The sequence below is a fragment of the Clostridium neonatale genome, assembly GCF_001458595.1.
Lineage (GTDB): Bacteria > Bacillota > Clostridia > Clostridiales > Clostridiaceae > Clostridium > Clostridium neonatale.
Genome location: NZ_LN890326.1, coordinates 258,395 through 275,563, shown reverse-complemented (window position 1 = coordinate 275,563; position 17,169 = coordinate 258,395). Strand labels below are relative to the sequence as shown.

Genomic DNA, 17,169 nt, shown 5'->3' with positions numbered 1-17,169 from the left:
ATTTTACTATATTTACTATTTGAGAGGAGGACAAATAAATGGCAAGAAAATATCCTTTAGAGAAATTTAGAAATTTCGGAATAATGGCTCATATAGATGCAGGTAAAACAACAACTACTGAGCGTATATTATTTTATACAGGTGTAAGCCATAAAATAGGAGAAGTTCATGATGGTGAAGCTACAATGGACTGGATGGTTCAAGAACAAGAAAGAGGTATAACAATTACTTCTGCTGCGACATCATGTGAATGGAAAGGTCATGAATTAAACATCATTGATACTCCAGGACACGTAGACTTCACAGTGGAAGTTGAAAGATCTTTAAGAGTTCTAGATGGAGCCGTTACTGTTTTAGATGCTAAAAGTGGGGTTGAACCTCAAACTGAAACAGTTTGGAGACAGGCGGATAAATATGGTGTTCCAAGAATGATTTATGTAAATAAGATGGATGCTACAGGTGCAGATTTCTTTAGATGTGTAGAAACTGTTAAGGATAGATTAAAAGGAAATGCTGTTCCAATACAAATTCCAATAGGTAGCGAAGAAAACTTTAAAGGTATGGTTGACCTTATAAGAAATATAGCTATCGTATTCTATGATGATCTTGGAAAAGATATGAGAGAAGAAGAAATTCCAGCTGATTTAGTAGATCAAGCTGAAGAATATAGAGCTGCCATGATTGAAGCTATAGCTGAAACAGATGAAGAATTAATGGAAAAGTATTTAGAAGGTGAAGAACTTACTGTAGAAGAATTAAAATCTGCTTTAAGAAAAGCAACAATCGCTAATGAAATTTATCCATGTATTTGTGGTTCTTCATACAAAAATAAAGGCGTTCAAGAAATGATTGATGGTGTTGTGGACTTCTTACCATCACCATTAGATATTCCAGCTGTAAAAGGAACAACTTTAGAAGGTGAAGAAGTTGAAAGAAAAGCTGATGATAGCGAACCATTATCTGCTTTAGCATTTAAAATTGCTACAGATCCATTTGTTGGTAAGTTGGCGTTCACAAGAATTTATTCAGGTGTAATGCAAAGTGGTTCATATGTTCTTAACTCAACTAAGGGTAAGAAAGAAAGAATCGGAAGACTTGTAAAGATGCACTCTAATTCAAGACAAGAAGTTGAAGCTTTGGAAGCAGGTGAATTAGGAGCAGTTATTGGATTAAAGAATACTACTACAGGAGATACTTTATGTGATGAAAAATCTCCAGTAGTTCTTGAGTCTATGGAATTCCCAGAACCAGTTATAAATATTGCAATTGAGCCTAAAACAAAGGCCGGTCAAGAAAAGATGGGTATAGCTTTAGCTAAGTTAGCTGAAGAAGATCCAACTTTCAAAACTTGGACTGATGAAGAAACAGGTCAAACAATAATTGCAGGTATGGGAGAGCTTCACTTAGATATTATCGTTGATAGACTTCAAAGAGAGTTTAAGGTTGAATGTAATGTAGGTGCTCCTCAAGTTGCTTACAAAGAAACAATTAGATCAGCAGTTAAAGCTGAAGCTAAATATGCTAAACAATCAGGTGGTAAAGGTCAATACGGTCATGCTGTAATTGAAATGGAACCAACTGATGGAGAATATGTATTTGAAAATGCTATTGTTGGTGGAGCTATTCCTAAGGAATATATACCAGCTATCGATGCAGGTATTCAAGAAGCAGCTTTAAATGGTATTGTTGCTGGATACAACGTTATTAACTTCAAAGTTAAGTTAGTACATGGTTCATATCATGAAGTTGACTCATCTGAAATGGCATTTAAAATTGCTGGTTCTATGGCGTTCAAAAATGCTATGGCTAAAGCAGATCCAGTACTTCTTGAACCTATGATGAAAGTTGAAATAACAGTTCCAGAAGAATACATGGGAGATGTTATTGGAGACGTTAACTCAAGAAGAGGTAGAATGGAAGGCATGGAGGCTGTTAATGGAGCTCAAGTTATTAGAGCATATATACCATTATCTGAAATGTTTGGATATGCTACAGCTTTAAGATCAAGAACTCAAGGTAGAGGTGTTTACGCTATGGTATTCGACCACTATGAAGAAGTTCCAAAGAACATACAAGAAGAAATAGCTGGTAAGAGAGCAAAATAATTTTAAATTATAGTATAATAATTAATAATAAAATAGATAATATATATAGATATTATCTATTTTATACGCTATAATAATTACGAAAGATTTGAAAAATTAATTTCTATCATAAGGGAGGAATTTAACAATGGCAAAGGAAAAGTTCGAGAGAAGTAAGCCACATGTTAACATTGGAACAATCGGTCACGTAGACCACGGTAAGACAACATTAACAGCAGCTATAACAACTGTATTAGCAAACAGAGGATATGCAGAAGCGTTTAACTATGCTGATATAGATAAAGCGCCAGAAGAAAAAGAAAGAGGAATTACAATCAATACAGCTCACGTTGAGTATGAAACAGAAAACAGACACTATGCTCACGTAGACTGTCCAGGACATGCTGACTATGTTAAGAACATGATTACAGGAGCTGCACAAATGGATGGAGCTATCTTAGTTGTATCAGCAGCAGATGGTCCAATGCCACAAACAAGAGAACATATCTTATTAGGATCAAGAGTTGGTATAGAATACATAGTAGTATTCTTAAACAAAGCAGATATGGTAGATGATCCAGAATTATTAGAATTAGTTGAAATGGAAGTAAGAGAATTATTAAGTGAATATGACTTCCCAGGTGATGATATTCCAGTAATAACAGGATCAGCATTAAAAGCATTAGAAAATCCAACAGATGAAGAAGCTATCAAACCAATATTAGATTTAATGGATGCAGTAGATAGTTATATTCCAACACCAGAAAGAGCTACAGATAAACCATTCTTAATGCCAGTTGAAGATGTATTTACAATCACTGGTAGAGGAACAGTTGCAACAGGAAGAGTTGAAGCTGGGGTTCTTCATGTTGGAGATGAAATAGATATCGTTGGATTACAAGAAGAAAAGAAGAAGACAGTAGTAACTGGAATCGAAATGTTCAGAAAGTTATTAGACGAAGCGCAAGCAGGAGATAATATCGGAGCATTATTAAGAGGTATTCAAAGAACTGAAATCGAAAGAGGTCAAGTTTTAGCAAAACCAAACTCAGTACATCCACATACTAAGTTCGTAGGTCAAGTATACGTACTTAAAAAAGAAGAAGGTGGAAGACATACTCCATTCTTCGATGGATATAGACCACAATTCTATTTCAGAACAACTGACGTTACTGGTTCAATCAAATTACCAGATGGAATGGAAATGGTAATGCCAGGAGACCACATTGACATGAATGTTGAATTAATCACTCCAATCGCAATGGATGAAGGATTAAGATTCGCTATCAGAGAAGGTGGAAGAACTGTAGGTTCTGGAGTTGTTACTAGTATAGTTGAATAATATTAAATTGTAATTGAGGTAGGGAATTTATTCCTTACCTCAATTATTTACATAAAATATTAATGGTAGTGTTGTTAAAGCAGTAAAAGATAAAATATGGATATAAAACCTTAAATAAATATATTGTATTTTTATGAGTAAAAATCTAAAATATATTTGTGTTAAATACTTCAGGATAATTATTTTTATTAAATTTTTTAAAAAATAAAAAAAAACTTGAAAATATTTATTGAGAATAGTATAATAAAGAAGTTGTATAACGACACGGATTCGAGAGGTTGCCGGACTTCCGGGTAATTCTTGATGAGTAAGTTTGAGTCTAGAACTCAACAACAGGGCTTTGTAGCGTCTTTGGTGTATATGAAACACCTGGAACAGTTTACACATAGTCGCTGTTGTGCGTTAGAAGTAAAACGTACATAAAAAAGGAGGGAAATGAAATGTCAAAGCAAAAAATAAGGATAAGATTAAAAGCTTTTGATCATACAATATTAGATCAATCAGCTGAAAAAATTACTGAAACTGCAAAAACAACAGGAGCTAAAGTTGTAGGTCCAGTACCACTACCAACTGAAAAAGATGTTGTTACAATATTAAGAGCAGTGCACAAGTATAAAGATTCAAGAGAACAATTCGAAATCAGAACGCATAAAAGATTAATCGATATAGTTAATCCATCACCAAAAACTGTTGATGCATTAATGAGATTAAATCTTCCAGCTGGTGTAGATATAGAAATTAAACTATAATATAAAATTTAAAGAAAACGGCTAGTTATGATTGTAAAAAGTCCGCTAATTAGTTTGGGAGGTGTAAATACATGAAAAAAGCTATAATTGGTAAAAAAGTTGGAATGACTCAAATTTTTGATGAAAAGGGTAAAGTTATTCCAGTTACTGTAGTAGAAGCTGGCCCATGTGTTGTTGTTCAAAAGAAAACTGTAGAAAAAGATGGTTATGAAGCAATACAAGTTGGTTTTGAAGAAATAAGAGAAAAATTAGCTAACAAGCCAAGAAAAGGTACTTTCGCAAAGGCAGGGGTTAGTGTAAGAAGAACTCTTAAAGAATTTAGATTAGAAGACATAAGTACTTATGAAGTAGGTCAAGAAATAAAAGCTGATGTATTTGAAATTGGAGATAAAGTAGATGTATCAGCAGTTTCAAAAGGTAAGGGATTCCAAGGAGCTATCAAGAGATGGAATCAACAAAGAGGACCTATGACACACGGTTCTAAGTTCCATAGAGCACCAGGTTCAATGGGAGCTTCTTCAGATCCATCAAGAACATTCAAAAATAAGAGAATGCCAGGACATATGGGATCTGTAAATACAACTGTATTAAACTTAGAAGTTGTTAAGGTTATTCCAGAAAAGAACTTAATATTAATTAAGGGTGGAATTCCAGGACCTAACAAAGGTACAGTAGTAATTAAAGATACAGTAAGAGTTTAATTTTTATAGGAAAGGAGGAAATAGAATGCCTACAGTAGGAATATTTAATAAAGAAGGAAAAAAAGTTGATGAAATGCAATTAAATGAAACAGTGTTTGCGACAGAAGTTAATGAATATGCATTACATCAAGTAGTAGTAGCGTTATTAGCTAATAAAAGACAAGGAACTCAATCTGCTAAAACAAGATCTGAAGTTAGAGGGGGAGGAATTAAACCTTGGAGACAAAAAGGTACTGGAAGAGCAAGACAAGGTTCTATCAGAGCACCTCAATGGATTAAAGGTGGTATAGTATTCGCTCCAAAGCCAAGAGATTACAGAATGGCAGTTCCAAAGAGTATGAGAAAGGTTGCTATGAAATCAGCTTTAACTACTAAAGTTCAAAATGAACAAATGATAGTTTTAGATGAATTAAGTTTTGAGGCACCAAAAACAAGAATAGTAGTTGATATGTTAAAAGCTTTAGAAGCTAAAAAAGCATTGATAATTACTGCTGAATCAAATGAAGCTGTATACAAGTCAGCAAGAAATATTGAAGGCGTAAGCGTAATTCCAGCTAACAACATCAATGTATATGATTTATTAAAATATGAAAAATTAATCGTTACAAAAGATGCTGTATCTAAAATTGAGGAGGTGTACGCATAATGAAATTAACTAGTCATGATATAATCAGAAAACCAGTTATAACTGAAAAGAGTATGGCTGATATGGCTGAAAAGAAGTACACTTTTATCGTTCATGTTGATGCAAATAAATCTCAAATAAAGAGAGCTGTAGAAGAGGTATTCAACGTAAAAGTTGAAAGTGTTAATACTATAAATGGTTTGGGAAAAACTAAGAGAATGGGCGTACATGTAGGTAAAAGATCAGACTACAAGAAAGCTGTTGTTACATTAACAGAAGAAAGCAACGGAATTGAATTCTTCGAAGGAATGCAATAATATTAAAGCCATTATTGGTGTAGGAACACCAGAAAAGCTTAAAGAAGGAGGGAATTTTAATGGCAGTTAAAAAATTTAATCCGATTACTCCATCAAGAAGACAAATGACAATGGCAACATTTGAAGAAATTACTTCACAATCACCAGAAAAGTCACTTCTTGTTACTTTAAAAAGTAAAGCGGGTAGAAATGCTCAAGGTAAAATTACTGTTAGACATCGTGGTGGCGGTGCTAAGAGAAAATATAGAATTATAGATTTTAAAAGAAATAAGGATGGAATTCCAGCAAAGGTTGCGACTATAGAATATGATCCAAATAGAACAGCATATATAGCCTTAGTTATATACGCAGACGGTGAAAAAAGATATATTCTTGCACCATCAGCTTTAAAAGTTGGAGACGTTATTGAATCAGGAGTAAATGCTGATATCAAACCAGGTAACGCTTTACCATTAAAGAATATACCAGTAGGTACAGTAATTCATAACGTGGAATTACAAACAGGTAAAGGTGGTCAATTAGTAAGATCGGCTGGTACTTCTGCGCAATTAATGGCTAAAGAAGGAGATTATGCAACTCTTAGATTACCATCAGGTGAAATGAGATATGTAAGAATCGAATGTAGAGCAACAATAGGAAGTCTTTCAAATACTACTAACGATATTGTAAATATCGGTAAAGCAGGTAGAAAGAGACATATGGGATGGAGACCAACAGTAAGAGGTTCTGTTATGAATCCTAACGATCACCCTCATGGTGGTGGTGAAGGTAAATCACCAATCGGTAGACCAAGTCCAGTTACTCCATGGGGTAAACCAGCTCTTGGTTACAAAACTAGAAAAACTAAGAAATATTCAGATAAATTCATCATTAAAGATAGAAGAAAGTAGTTTGAGGAGAATACTTATTTCTCTTCAAGTTGCTTAAACTTGATGATTTTATGAAGGGAGGCATATTAGTGAGTAGATCAACAAAGAAAGCACCTTTTGTTCATGAAGGACTTTTTAATAAGGTAGAAGAAATGAATAAAGCTGGAGAAAAAAAGGTTGTAAAGACTTGGTCAAGAAGTTCAACTATCTATCCAGCTTTCATAGGACACACAATTGCTGTTCATGATGGAAGAAAGCATGTACCTGTTTATATATCAGAAGATATGGTTGGCCATAAGTTAGGTGAATTTGTATTAACTAGAACTTATAAAGGTCACGATGATAAAACATCAAAGAGATAGCCTTGAAAGGAGGATCATAAATGGAAGCTAAAGCTATAGCAAAATATGTTAGAATGTCTCCAACAAAAGTAGGAGTTGTTCTAGATTTAATTAGAGGAAAGCAAGTTAATGAAGCTTTTGCTATATTAGAATATACGCCAAGAGAAGCAGCAGTAGTAATTAAAAAAGTATTAAAATCAGCTGTTGCAAATGCAGAACATAATTTAGAATTAAATGCTGATAACTTATTTGTTTCAGAATGCTTTGTGGGTCAAGGTCCAACATTGAAGAGATTCCAACCACATGCACAAGGTAGAGCATTTAAGATTTTAAAGAAAACAAGCAACATAACACTAGTTGTTAAAGAAAGAGCTTAGTTTAGAAGGAGGGAAAAGCAAGTGGGTCAAAAAGTAAATCCTCACGGCCTTAGAGTAGGTGTCATCAAGGGTTGGGATGCAAAATGGTATGCTAACAAGAAAAATTTTGCAGATAACCTAGTTGAAGATAACAAAATAAGAAAGTTTGTTAAAAAAGAACTTTTCTCAGCGGGTATTTCTAAAGTAGAAATCGAAAGAGCTGCTAAGAGAGTTAAGTTAAATATACACACTGCAAAGCCAGGTGTTATTATTGGAAAAGGTGGAGCAGGAATTGAAGCTTTAAAAGGTAAATTAACTTCATTTATTAAAGATAAAAATGTTTTAATAAACATTGTTGAAGTTAAGAGTGCTGAATGTGATGCTCAATTAATGGCAGAAAACATTGCAGCACAATTAGAAAAGAGAATTTCTTTCAGAAGAGCTATGAAGCAAACAATGCAAAGAGCTATGAAACACGGAATTAAAGGTGTTAAGACTGCATGTTCAGGAAGATTAGGTGGAGCTGAAATCGCAAGAACTGAACAATATCATGAAGGAACAATTCCACTACAAACATTAAGAGCTGATATAAATTATGGATTTGCAGAAGCAGATACAACATATGGAAAAATTGGAGTTAAAGTTTGGGTTTATAATGGAGAGGTTCTTCCAACTAAGAAAGTTGAAAAGGAAGAGGCTAACGCATAAGAAAGGAGGAATAAGTCATGTTAATGCCTAAAAGAGTAAAACATCGTAAGGTACAACGTGGTAGAATGAAAGGTAAAGCTACTAGAGGTAATTTCTTAGCTTATGGAGATTACGGTATACAAGCAACAACTTGTGGATGGATTACTAGTAACCAAATTGAATCTGCCAGAATTGCTATCAATAGATATATTAAAAGAGGAGGAAAACTTTGGATAAAGATTTTCCCAGATAAGCCAGTTACTGAAAAACCAGCAGAAACAAGAATGGGTTCAGGTAAAGGTTCACCAGAATACTGGGTAGCAGTAGTTAAACCAGGTAGAGTTTTATTTGAATTATCAGGAGTAGCAGAAGATACTGCAAGAGAAGCTATGAGACTTGCATCACATAAACTTCCTGTAAAGACAAAGTTTGTTACAAAAAGAGATTTTGAGGAAATGGGTGGTGAAAAATAATGAAGGCTAGAGAATTAAAAGAATTAAGATCAAGCAATCCTCAAGACTTAGCAGTTAAATTAGGAGATCTTAAAGCTGAATTATTCAACTTAAGATTCCAACTAGCTACAGGACAATTAGAAAATCCAATGAGAATAAGAGAAGTTAAAAAATCTATAGCCCAAATAAAAACCATCTTAAGAGAAGAAGAATTAAGAGCATTGGAACAATAAAAGTTGGAAGGAGGTTAAACTCTAATGGAAAGAGGATTAAGAAAGAAAAGAATCGGTAGAGTTGTTTCAGACAAAATGGAAAAAACTATCGTAGTTGCTGTTGAAACTAAGGTTAGACATCCGTTGTATGGAAAAACTGTTAATAGAACAACAAAATTTAAAGTTCATGATGAAAATAATGATGCAAAAATTAATGATAGAGTATTAATAATGGAAACTAGACCTTTATCTAAAGATAAAAGATGGAGACTTGTTGAAATAGTTGAAAAAGCTAAATAGAGGCTTGAAGACTGAAAGGAGGGTAATATAATGATACAACAACAAACCTTATTAAAGGTTGCAGATAATTCAGGTGCAAAAGAAATTATGTGTATCAGAGTTTTAGGCGGATCAAAGAGAAAGTTTGGTAACATCGGTGACGTTATAGTAGCTAGCGTTAAAAGTGCAACACCAGGTGGAGTTGTTAAAAAAGGTGATGTTGTAAAGGCAGTTATAGTTAGATCTGTAAGAGGCGTAAGAAGAGCAGATGGTTCATATATAAAATTCGATGAAAACGCAGCGGTTATAATCAAAGATGACAAACAACCAAGAGGAACTCGTATCTTTGGGCCTGTTGCTAGGGAGCTAAGAGATAAAGAATTCAATAAAATATTATCATTAGCACCAGAAGTTCTATAAAAGGAGGTGTCTAAACATTGAAGGTACATGTAAGAAAGAATGATACAGTTATAGTTATATCTGGTAAAGATAAAGGGAAAACTGGAGAAGTTTTAAAGGTATCTCCAAAGACAGGAAAAGTTCTTGTTCAAGGAGTTAATATAGTAAAGAAACATCAAAAAGCTAATAAAGCTCAAATGGAAAGCGCTATTATTGAAAAAGAAGCTGCTATTAATAGTTCAAAAGTTATGTTATATTGCACTAAGTGTAAAAACGCAACTAGAATCAATAATAAAATATTAGATGACGGCACTAAAGTTAGAGTTTGTAAAAAATGTGGAGAAACATTCTAACATTTTGAAAGGAGGTAAATAAATATGGTAAGACTTCAAGAAAGATACGAAAAAGAAGTAGTTCCAGCTATGATCGAGAAGTTCGGATACAAGAATATTATGGAAGTACCAAAATTAGAAAAAATCGTAATTAACATGGGAGTTGGTGAAGCTAGAGAAAACCAAAAGGTTTTAGAAGCAGCTGTTAATGATCTAACATTAATCTCAGGCCAAAAACCAATATTGACTAGAGCTAAGAAATCAGTAGCTAATTTCAAAATTAGAGAAAATATGCCTTTAGGTTGTAAGGTTACTTTAAGAAAAGCAAAAATGTATGAATTTGCTGATAAATTAGTATCTATTGCTTTACCTAGAGTTAGAGATTTTAGAGGAGTTTCAAGCAAAGCGTTCGATGGTAGAGGAAACTACTCATTAGGAATTAAAGAACAATTAATATTCCCAGAAATAGAATATGATAAAATAGATAAAGTAAGAGGAATGGATATAATCTTCGTAACATCAGCAAATACTGATGAAGAAGCTAGGGAATTATTAAGATTCCTTGGAATGCCATTTGCTCAATAATTAAGGAGGTAACACGATGGCACGTAAGGCTATAATCGAAAAGTGGAGCAAAACTCCTAAATATAAAACTAGAGCTTATACTAGATGTAGAATATGTGGAAGACCACATGCTGTATTAAAGAAATATGGAGTATGCCGTATTTGTTTTAGAGAACTTGCTTATAAGGGCGAAATTCCAGGTTGTAGAAAAGCAAGTTGGTAAGAAGAAACATGTAATGAAAGGAGGCACATTAAATGGTTATGACAGATCCAATAGCAGATTTATTAACTCGTGTGAGAAATGCTAATTCTGTAAGACATGAAGTGGTAGAAGTACCTTCTTCAAAGGTTAAGAAGGAAATTGCAAATATATTATTACAAGAGGGTTATATTAAAGAAATTAATGAATATAACGATGGTGTTGTTCCAATGCTAAGATTATCTCTTAAATATGGAGCTAACAAAGAAAGAGTTATTACTGGAATAAAGAGAATATCTAAGCCAGGATTAAGAGTATACTGTAAGAAAGATGAAGTTCCTAAGGTTCTTAATGGATTAGGTATTGCAGTTGTTTCAACTTCAAAAGGAATAATGGTAGATAGAGAAGCTAGAAAGAACGGTTTAGGTGGAGAAGTAATCTGCTACGTTTGGTAATAGTATAAATTATAGATAATAAGTATAAATTGTTGAATTACGATACAATTTTCAAATAATACAGGAGGTGCACTTATGTCAAGAGTGGGTAGATTACCAATAGCTATTCCTGCTGGCGTAACTGTAACTGTAACACCAGACAACGTTGTTACAGTTAAAGGACCAAAAGGTGAATTAGTTAAAGATATGCACAAAGACATTAACATAGCTATTGAAAATAACGAAGTAGTCGTTACTAGAGATAGTGATGTAAAAGAACACAGAGCTCTTCATGGTTTAACAAGAGCATTAATTAATAACATGGTAATTGGAGTTACTGAAGGTTACCAAAAGACTTTAGATTTAGTTGGTGTTGGTTATAGAGCTCAATTACAAGGAAAGAAGCTTGTAATGAACCTTGGATATTCACATCCAGTTGAAATAGAACCTATTGATGGAATCACATTCGAAACTCCAGCTGCTACTAGAGTTGTTGTTAAAGGTATTGACAAAGAAAAAGTTGGTTTTGCAGCAGCCGATATCAGAAAGTGGAGATTACCAGAACCATATAAGGGTAAAGGTATCAAGTACGAAAATGAAGTGATCAGACGTAAAGAAGGTAAAACTGGTAAAAAATAAGTAGGAAGGAGTGAGTCCATATGTTCAAAAAGGTAGACAAAAAGGCAAGTAGAGAAAAACGTCACCTTAGAGTTCGTAAAAAAGTATTTGGTACAGTTGAAAGACCAAGACTTTCAGTTTTCAAGAGTGAAAAGAATATATATGCACAAGTTATAGATGATATAAATGGCGTTACATTAGTAGCAGCTTCAAGTTTAGATAAGGATTTTTCGGCTAAAGGCGGAAATAAAGAAGGAGCTAAACTTGTAGGTGAAGTAGTTGCTAAAAGAGCTATTGAAAAAGGAATCACTGAAGTGGTATTTGATAGAGGCGGATACATATACCATGGAAGAGTTAAAGAATTAGCAGAAGCAGCAAGAGAAGCAGGATTACAATTCTAATAATAAGGAGGGAAATCAATGAGAATCGATCCTAGTACACTAGACCTTAAAGAAAAGGTTGTTTTCATAAACAGAGTTACTAAGGTTGTTAAGGGTGGTAGAAACTTCAGATTCAGCGCATTAGTTGTTGTTGGTGATGAGAACGGACACGTTGGCGTTGGAATGGGTAAATCTATCGAAATCCCAGAAGCAATAAAAAAAGGAATAGAAGATGCTAAGAAAAACTTAGTAGAAGTTGCAATAGTAGGAAACACAATTCCTCATGAAATACACGGAAAATTTGGAACAGCTGATGTTCTAATTATGCCAGCTAAAGAAGGTACAGGAGTTATCGCTGGGGGTCCAGCAAGAGCTGTATTAGAATTAGCAGGATTAAAAGATGTAAGAGCTAAATCATTGGGTTCAAACAATCCAAATAACATGGTAAATGCTACAATAAACGGATTAGCAAACTTAAGAACAGCTGAAGAAATAGCTAAATTAAGAGGCAAGTCTGTAGAAGAAATATTAGGTTAGGAGGATATTGCAATGGCTAAATTAAGAGTTACATTAGTAAAGAGCTTAATAGGTAGAAAAAAAGACCATATCGCTACTGCAAATGCTCTAGGACTTAGAAAGATAAGAAAAACAGTAGAAGTTGAGGGAACACCTCAAGTACAAGGTATGATTAAGAAAATAGACTACTTACTAAAAGTAGAAGAAGTTTAATATATAGAGGAGGTGCACTGAGTATGAAACTTCACGAATTAAAACCAGCAGCAGGCAGTAAAAAGGCTCCTAAAAGAATTGGTAGAGGTACTGGTTCAGGATTAGGTAGAAATGCTGGTAAAGGTGAAAAAGGCCAAAATGCTAGATCAGGTGGTGGAGTAAGACCTGGATTTGAAGGAGGACAAATGCCTCTATATAGAAGACTTCCTAAGAGAGGCTTCACAAATCCATTTACAAAACAAATTGTTAGCATAAATGTTGATAGATTAAACATCTTTGATAATGGTACAGAAATAACTCCAGAAGTTTTACTTGAAAGAAGAGTTATAAGTAAAGTATTGGATGGAGTTAAGATTCTTGGAAACGGAAATTTAGAAAAGAGCTTAACAGTTAAAGGATGTAAGTTCTCTAAGTCTGCTATAGAAAAGATAGAAGCAGCTGGAGGAAAAGTTGAGGTGATGTAAAATGCTTCAAACCCTACGTAATGCATTTAAGGTACCTGAACTAAGGAAAAAACTCTTATGGACAATATTACTAGTTGCAGTTTTCAGGATGGGAAGTCACATTCCTCTTCCTGGAATTAACTCTGATTATTTAAAGAATATATCTCAATCAGGGAGTTTACTAGGTTTTTATGATTTAATATCTGGAGGGGCTTTTAGTAGAGCAAGTATATTAGCTCTTGGAGTTATGCCATATATTAATTCATCTATCATAATACAATTATTGACTGTAGCTATTCCACAGCTTGAGCAGCTTTCTAAAGAAGGTGATTCAGGGAGAAAGAAGATACAAAATGCAACACGTTATGTAGCATTAGTTATTTCTTTTGTATTAGCCTATGGAATATATGCTACTTTAGCAAATAGTGGAGCAACAGCGGGATTAGAAATAACTCAAAAAATAGTAATAGTATTCACTTTAGTGGTCGGTTCTACATTTTGTATGTGGCTAGGTGATCAGGTAACAGTAAAGGGAATTGGAAATGGAACATCTATACTAATTTTTGTTAATATAATTTCAAGAATTCCAACAATAATTGGATCTATAATTGTTCTTAAGGATGCAGGTAGTGTAAGTATTGTTTCAATTGTATTATTTACAGCATTTATTTTATTACTGTTAGCAGCAGTATTGTTCTTCTCATTATCTGAAAGAAGAATACCAGTACAATATGCAGGTAAGTTTGCTTCAGGAAATAATGCGATGGTTAAATCACAATCAACACATATTCCACTTAGTATAATTGGTTCGGCAGTTTTAGGCATAATTTTCTCTATGTCAGTTATGGAATTTCCGAGAACTATTGCAACATTATTTGGTGGTGATAAAAGTTGGGCACAATGGATTTTAACTAATAACACATGTCCATTTAACTCAAAAAGTTGGAGTTATATAGTGATTTATGCTGTACTTACTATATTTTTCAATTGGTTTTATATGCAGATTACATTTAAACCAGATGAGATGTCAGAAAACTTGCATAAATCAGCTGGCTTTATTCCAGGGATAAGACCAGGTGAAGAGACAACAATTTATTTTGAAAAGATATTAAATAGATTAGCAGTTATCGGAGGAGTATTAGCAGCAATCTTAGCAGTAACTCCAATTTTAATAGAAAATAACACAGCTTTTAAAAATATATCTTTTTCAGGAACATCATTGTTAATTATGATTAACGTTGCTTTAGATTTTACTAGAAAAGTAGAATCACAAATGGTAGTTAGACACTACAAAGGATTTCTTAAATAGATTAAATAAATGGAGATGAAGCCGGTGAAGATAGTATTATTAGGTCCTCCTGGAGCAGGAAAAGGAACACAGGCGAAATCTATTAGTAATAAATATTCAATTCCTCATATTTCTACAGGAGATATATTTAGAAAGAATATTTCAGAAAATACATCTTTGGGGATTGAAGCAAAATCTTATATGGATAAAGGTCAATTGGTGCCAGATGAAGTAACGATAAATATGGTTAAAGATAGACTTAGCCAAGATGATTGCAAAGAAGGATATTTATTAGATGGTTTTCCAAGAACTGTGGCTCAAGCTGAAGCTCTTGATAGTTTTCTTAAAGAAAGAAATGAAGAACTAGATACTGCATTAGCAATAGAGGTACCAAACGAATTCATTTTAGAAAGAATGACTGGAAGAAGAGTATGTCCATCATGTGGAGCAAGTTATCATATAAAATTTAATCCACCAGCTGATAGCAAAAAGTGTGATTTGTGTGGAACTGAAGTAATACAAAGGAAAGATGATACAGAAGAGACTGTAAAAGAAAGACTTGAAGTATATGGAAGAGAAACACAACCATTAATAGATTATTATGCAGATAAAAACAAATTATCTACAGTGGATGGAACAAAGGCTATTATTGAAGTCTTCAGAGGAATATGTGAAATTCTGGAGAATAAGAAGTAATGATTATTATAAAAAATGATAATGAAGTATCCTTAATGAGAAAAGCAGGTAAAATTGTAGGAGAAACATTGCTCTTGCTCGAGAATGAGATAAAACCAGGAATAACAACTGCAGAATTAGATAAAATAGCAGAGGAATTTATAACTAAGCATGGAGCAAAACCTTCATTCAAAGGCTTATATGGTTTTCCTTCTTCACTATGTATTTCAGTAAATGAGCAAGTAATACATGGAATACCAGGGGAATACATGTTAAAAGACGGAGATATAGTAAGTATTGATTGTGGAGCATGTATTGATGGATTTCATGGAGATGCAGCAAGAACTTTTCCAGTAGGAAATATAAGTTCTGATGCACAAAAGCTAATTGATATCACTAAAGAAAGTTTCTTTAAAGGTATAGAATATGCCAAGGTTGGAAATAAATTAGGAGATGTATCACACGAAATACAAAGCTACGTTGAGGCAGCTGGTTTCTCAGTTGTAAGAGATTTTGTAGGACACGGGATTGGAGCTAATGTTCATGAAGATCCTAATGTACCTAATTTTGGAAAGGCTGGTATCGGTCCGGACTTAGTTAAAGGAATGGTTTTAGCTATAGAACCTATGGTTAACATAGGGAATCATAAAGTAAAAACTTTAAGAAATGGATGGACTGTTGTGACAAGAGATTCTTCATTATCAGCACATTATGAAAATACAGTTGCAATATTATCAGACGGACCAGAAATATTAACACTAGTTTAAGTAGAAATTAGAGTGTTGCTTAGTTATAAATTTGCATTATACTAGAAATAGTATCGCTAATTTATACTAAGGTAATCATAGAGGTGAAAAATTTGCAAAACAATGACTTGATTGGAAAAGTAGTACTTTCAAAAGCAGGAAGAGATAAAAATAACTTATACGTTATTGTTAGGCAGATGAATGAAGATTATGTGTTGCTAGCTAATGGAAATACAAAATCAATAAATATGCCTAAAAAGAAAAAGTTAAAACACTTAAGTATTTTAGAAGATACTGATGATGAGATAATTTCATCAATCAAATCATGCGATAAGGGTACTGATTTAAAAATAAAAAGATTCCTAAAGTTAAAAGGCATTGTTAAGGAGGGTTGATTACCTTATGTCAAAAGATGACGTTATAGAAATGCAAGGTACGGTACTAGAATCATTACCAAATGCAATGTTCCAAGTGGAACTTGAAAGTGGGCATAAGATTTTAGCACATATATCAGGTAAATTAAGAATGAACTTCATAAGAATTCTACCTGGAGATAAAGTTACAGTTGAACTTTCTCCTTATGATCTAACAAGAGGTAGAATTACATGGAGAGCTAAATAAAGATATCACAAAAGTAATATGAGGAGGGTTAGCTATGAAAGTAAGACCATCAGTTAAGCCTATTTGTGAAAAGTGCAAAGTTATAAAAAGAAAAGGAAAAGTAATGGTAATCTGTGAAAATCCTAAGCACAAACAAAAACAAGGCTAATAAATTATTAGACAATATTATTTACAATAAATAGATATAATAATATTGACAATTTATTAAAAGTCAAATATGATTATATAGTCGTTTAATTAATCAAAACAATAAATTTCAGGGCGGCTGCAATGAAATTACATTGCCTGAAATTTTATTATAAATAAAAAAATCAACTTTAATACATTTCAATTATCAGGAGGTGTAAATTTTAATGGCAAGAATAGCAGGTATTGATTTACCAAGAGAAAAGAGAGTTGAGATAGGTTTAACTTATATTTATGGAATTGGACTTTCAACTTCACAAAAAATATTAGCTTCAACAGGAGTTAATCCAGATACAAGAGTTAAGGATTTATCAGAAGAAGAAGTTAATGAAATTAGAACTTATATAAATAAGAACTTAATAGTGGAAGGTGACTTAAGAAGAGATGTTGCTTTAAACATTAAGAGATTAGTAGAAATTGGTTCTTATAGAGGAATTAGACATAGAAGAGGTCTTCCAGTTAGAGGACAAAAAACTAAGACTAATGCTAGAACTAGAAAAGGCCCTAAGAAGACAATAGCTAATAAGAAGAAATAGTTAGG

30 protein-coding genes are annotated in these 17,169 nt (G+C 33.2%); all 30 read left to right on the top strand.

Annotated elements, in window-relative coordinates; all coding sequences use genetic code 11:
- The first annotated feature begins 38 nt into the window (after positions 1–38).
- Positions 39–2,105 carry an elongation factor G gene (gene fusA, locus BN2920_RS03245; protein WP_058293599.1) on the top strand — a complete coding sequence of 689 codons (2,067 nt, stop codon included), beginning with the start codon at positions 39–41 and terminating at the stop codon, positions 2,103–2,105.
- A 127-nt stretch (positions 2,106–2,232) separates the two neighbouring features.
- On the top strand, positions 2,233–3,426 hold the full coding sequence (gene tuf / locus BN2920_RS03240; protein WP_058293046.1) for an elongation factor Tu: 1,194 nt from the start codon (positions 2,233–2,235) through the stop codon (positions 3,424–3,426).
- A gap of 440 nt (positions 3,427–3,866) precedes the next feature.
- Entirely contained in the window at positions 3,867–4,175 is a 309-nt protein-coding gene (rpsJ, locus tag BN2920_RS03235; RefSeq protein ID WP_058293598.1) for a 30S ribosomal protein S10, read from the top strand.
- A gap of 71 nt (positions 4,176–4,246) precedes the next feature.
- Positions 4,247–4,876: a 50S ribosomal protein L3 gene (rplC, locus tag BN2920_RS03230; RefSeq protein ID WP_058293597.1), complete on the top strand. Its 630-nt coding sequence runs from the start codon at positions 4,247–4,249 to the stop codon at positions 4,874–4,876.
- Positions 4,877–4,901: 25 nt separating this feature from the next.
- Positions 4,902–5,522, top strand: a complete 621-nt coding sequence (gene rplD / locus BN2920_RS03225; protein WP_058293596.1) for a 50S ribosomal protein L4 — start codon at positions 4,902–4,904, stop codon at positions 5,520–5,522.
- Entirely contained in the window at positions 5,522–5,818 is a 297-nt protein-coding gene (gene rplW, locus BN2920_RS03220) for a 50S ribosomal protein L23 (protein ID WP_058293595.1), read from the top strand. The genes rplD and rplW overlap by 1 nt, the downstream gene beginning before the upstream one ends.
- Positions 5,819–5,877: 59 nt before the next feature.
- Positions 5,878–6,708 carry a 50S ribosomal protein L2 gene (gene rplB / locus BN2920_RS03215; RefSeq protein WP_058293594.1) on the top strand — a complete coding sequence of 277 codons (831 nt, stop codon included), beginning with the start codon at positions 5,878–5,880 and terminating at the stop codon, positions 6,706–6,708.
- A 68-nt stretch (positions 6,709–6,776) separates the two neighbouring features.
- The gene (gene rpsS, locus BN2920_RS03210) at positions 6,777–7,049 is read left to right on the top strand and encodes a 30S ribosomal protein S19 (protein WP_058293593.1); all 273 of its coding nucleotides are present in this window, start codon (positions 6,777–6,779) and stop codon (positions 7,047–7,049) included.
- Positions 7,050–7,069: 20 nt separating this feature from the next.
- Positions 7,070–7,405, top strand: a complete 336-nt coding sequence (gene rplV, locus BN2920_RS03205; protein ID WP_058293592.1) for a 50S ribosomal protein L22 — start codon at positions 7,070–7,072, stop codon at positions 7,403–7,405.
- A gap of 21 nt (positions 7,406–7,426) precedes the next feature.
- Positions 7,427–8,092, top strand: coding sequence for a 30S ribosomal protein S3 (rpsC, locus tag BN2920_RS03200; protein WP_058293591.1), 666 nt, complete (start codon positions 7,427–7,429; stop codon positions 8,090–8,092).
- Between the two features lie 17 nt (positions 8,093–8,109).
- The gene (gene rplP, locus BN2920_RS03195; protein ID WP_058293590.1) at positions 8,110–8,544 is read left to right on the top strand and encodes a 50S ribosomal protein L16; all 435 of its coding nucleotides are present in this window, start codon (positions 8,110–8,112) and stop codon (positions 8,542–8,544) included.
- Positions 8,544–8,756, top strand: a complete 213-nt coding sequence (gene rpmC / locus BN2920_RS03190) for a 50S ribosomal protein L29 (protein ID WP_058293589.1) — start codon at positions 8,544–8,546, stop codon at positions 8,754–8,756. Before rplP ends, rpmC begins: the two co-directional genes overlap by 1 nt.
- Before the next feature lie 24 nt (positions 8,757–8,780).
- Positions 8,781–9,035 (top strand): 30S ribosomal protein S17, encoded by a 255-nt coding sequence (gene rpsQ, locus BN2920_RS03185; RefSeq protein WP_058293588.1) that lies wholly within the window; start codon positions 8,781–8,783, stop codon positions 9,033–9,035.
- Between the two features lie 30 nt (positions 9,036–9,065).
- Positions 9,066–9,434: a 50S ribosomal protein L14 gene (gene rplN, locus BN2920_RS03180; RefSeq protein ID WP_058293587.1), complete on the top strand. Its 369-nt coding sequence runs from the start codon at positions 9,066–9,068 to the stop codon at positions 9,432–9,434.
- A 17-nt stretch (positions 9,435–9,451) separates the two neighbouring features.
- Positions 9,452–9,766, top strand: a complete 315-nt coding sequence (rplX, locus tag BN2920_RS03175; RefSeq protein WP_058293586.1) for a 50S ribosomal protein L24 — start codon at positions 9,452–9,454, stop codon at positions 9,764–9,766.
- 24 nt (positions 9,767–9,790) lie between these two features.
- Positions 9,791–10,330: a 50S ribosomal protein L5 gene (rplE, locus tag BN2920_RS03170; protein WP_058293585.1), complete on the top strand. Its 540-nt coding sequence runs from the start codon at positions 9,791–9,793 to the stop codon at positions 10,328–10,330.
- 16 nt (positions 10,331–10,346) lie between these two features.
- The gene (locus tag BN2920_RS03165) at positions 10,347–10,532 is read left to right on the top strand and encodes a type Z 30S ribosomal protein S14 (RefSeq protein ID WP_009167825.1); all 186 of its coding nucleotides are present in this window, start codon (positions 10,347–10,349) and stop codon (positions 10,530–10,532) included.
- A 32-nt stretch (positions 10,533–10,564) separates the two neighbouring features.
- On the top strand, positions 10,565–10,963 hold the full coding sequence (rpsH, locus tag BN2920_RS03160) for a 30S ribosomal protein S8 (RefSeq protein WP_058293584.1): 399 nt from the start codon (positions 10,565–10,567) through the stop codon (positions 10,961–10,963).
- A gap of 75 nt (positions 10,964–11,038) precedes the next feature.
- Positions 11,039–11,581: a 50S ribosomal protein L6 gene (gene rplF / locus BN2920_RS03155; RefSeq protein WP_058293583.1), complete on the top strand. Its 543-nt coding sequence runs from the start codon at positions 11,039–11,041 to the stop codon at positions 11,579–11,581.
- 20 nt (positions 11,582–11,601) lie between these two features.
- The gene (rplR, locus tag BN2920_RS03150) at positions 11,602–11,961 is read left to right on the top strand and encodes a 50S ribosomal protein L18 (RefSeq protein WP_058293582.1); all 360 of its coding nucleotides are present in this window, start codon (positions 11,602–11,604) and stop codon (positions 11,959–11,961) included.
- An 18-nt stretch (positions 11,962–11,979) separates the two neighbouring features.
- Positions 11,980–12,477, top strand: coding sequence for a 30S ribosomal protein S5 (gene rpsE, locus BN2920_RS03145; RefSeq protein ID WP_058293581.1), 498 nt, complete (start codon positions 11,980–11,982; stop codon positions 12,475–12,477).
- Between the two features lie 12 nt (positions 12,478–12,489).
- Entirely contained in the window at positions 12,490–12,669 is a 180-nt protein-coding gene (gene rpmD / locus BN2920_RS03140; RefSeq protein ID WP_058293580.1) for a 50S ribosomal protein L30, read from the top strand.
- Between the two features lie 23 nt (positions 12,670–12,692).
- The gene (gene rplO / locus BN2920_RS03135) at positions 12,693–13,133 is read left to right on the top strand and encodes a 50S ribosomal protein L15 (protein WP_058293579.1); all 441 of its coding nucleotides are present in this window, start codon (positions 12,693–12,695) and stop codon (positions 13,131–13,133) included.
- A gap of 1 nt (position 13,134) precedes the next feature.
- Positions 13,135–14,421: a preprotein translocase subunit SecY gene (gene secY / locus BN2920_RS03130; RefSeq protein ID WP_058293578.1), complete on the top strand. Its 1,287-nt coding sequence runs from the start codon at positions 13,135–13,137 to the stop codon at positions 14,419–14,421.
- Between the two features lie 24 nt (positions 14,422–14,445).
- Positions 14,446–15,096: an adenylate kinase gene (locus tag BN2920_RS03125; RefSeq protein ID WP_058293577.1), complete on the top strand. Its 651-nt coding sequence runs from the start codon at positions 14,446–14,448 to the stop codon at positions 15,094–15,096.
- Positions 15,096–15,842: a type I methionyl aminopeptidase gene (gene map, locus BN2920_RS03120; RefSeq protein ID WP_058293576.1), complete on the top strand. Its 747-nt coding sequence runs from the start codon at positions 15,096–15,098 to the stop codon at positions 15,840–15,842. The genes BN2920_RS03125 and map overlap by 1 nt, the downstream gene beginning before the upstream one ends.
- Before the next feature lie 92 nt (positions 15,843–15,934).
- The gene (locus BN2920_RS03115) at positions 15,935–16,216 is read left to right on the top strand and encodes a KOW domain-containing RNA-binding protein (protein WP_058293575.1); all 282 of its coding nucleotides are present in this window, start codon (positions 15,935–15,937) and stop codon (positions 16,214–16,216) included.
- 7 nt (positions 16,217–16,223) lie between these two features.
- On the top strand, positions 16,224–16,442 hold the full coding sequence (gene infA, locus BN2920_RS03110) for a translation initiation factor IF-1 (RefSeq protein ID WP_002582630.1): 219 nt from the start codon (positions 16,224–16,226) through the stop codon (positions 16,440–16,442).
- 34 nt (positions 16,443–16,476) lie between these two features.
- Positions 16,477–16,590: a 50S ribosomal protein L36 gene (gene rpmJ, locus BN2920_RS03105; RefSeq protein ID WP_002509257.1), complete on the top strand. Its 114-nt coding sequence runs from the start codon at positions 16,477–16,479 to the stop codon at positions 16,588–16,590.
- Positions 16,591–16,795: 205 nt separating this feature from the next.
- A complete protein-coding gene (gene rpsM / locus BN2920_RS03100; RefSeq protein ID WP_058293574.1) occupies positions 16,796–17,164 on the top strand; it encodes a 30S ribosomal protein S13 in 369 nt (122 codons plus the stop codon).
- Positions 17,165–17,169 lie beyond the last annotated feature (5 nt).